The sequence below is a fragment of the Alcaligenes sp. EGD-AK7 genome (genome assembly GCF_000465875.3).
GTDB lineage: Bacteria > Pseudomonadota > Gammaproteobacteria > Burkholderiales > Burkholderiaceae_B > Alcaligenes > Alcaligenes phenolicus.
In genome coordinates, this window is record NZ_AVOG02000033.1 from 1 (window position 1) to 718 (window position 718).

A 718-nucleotide genomic window follows, 5' to 3' on the forward strand; every position below is an offset into this window, starting at 1 on the left:
CTCGTCGTGCAGCTCCATCGCGCGGCGAACGGAGTGCCGGGCGAAGCGAACACTTGACGTTGCACCTTCGAAAACAGCCTCTGCGAGGGAGTGCGGGAGAGCTTTCCCTCCCGCGCTCCTGACGCCTCGCGGGCGAGAGCGGGTTGTAGGGCAGCGCCCTACGGTCTTGCGGGTTTCGATTTGCGTAACGCGTTACGGAAAACGCGCCGGAGGGGTGGGGGTGCTGTAACACCCCCAATTCATAGTGGACTTCTGCTATTGGGCAGGTATTACCAGTCTTTCTCTCGCAACCCCTGCGTGCATTCCTGAACGTCTTTGTCTATGACATTTCCGGGCTTCATGCAGTCTTTGGTGCTGCGGACAATGCTTGTGTTCCCTAGGCCTTTTGGTGCGCTGTTCTGTTGCTGTAGCGCCCTTCGTGCTCCGTCCGCCATCACTCCGCTCCCTGTTCCAGCCATGAATTCCAGGGCTGTTTGTGATGCTTTTCGCTGATATGCCTTTGCGGCCGGCTGCATGGCTTCTGCTGCTTGCGTTGCTATGGGTTTCCCTTCTGCCGCCACTGTTCCTGCGCTGATGAGCAGAGCTATTGCGAGCGTTAGTTGCCGCATTTTCCTTGCCTCTCCTGTGCCTATTCGGGGTCTATGACGACTTCGCCCGACGGGCTTAGCTTTGCGTAACTCATTGACTTTAAAAGTATTTCATGCAGCAGCTTTGAGTC

The 718-nt window shown here is 57.0% G+C and carries 1 protein-coding gene; it reads right to left on the reverse strand.

Annotation, left to right across the window (positions count from 1 at the left end):
* Nucleotides 1-269 precede the first annotated feature (269 nt).
* Nucleotides 270-608, reverse strand: a complete 339-nt coding sequence (locus N879_RS13000) for a hypothetical protein (RefSeq protein ID WP_022983391.1) — start codon at nucleotides 606-608, stop codon at nucleotides 270-272.
* Between the last annotated feature and the right edge of the window lie 110 nt (nucleotides 609-718).

Bases quoted from the DNA above. Each gene is read 5' to 3' on its own strand.
- N879_RS13000 (WP_022983391.1), bottom strand. From the start codon at position 608: ATGCGGCAACTAACGCTCGCAATAGCTCTGCTCATCAGCGCAGGAACA.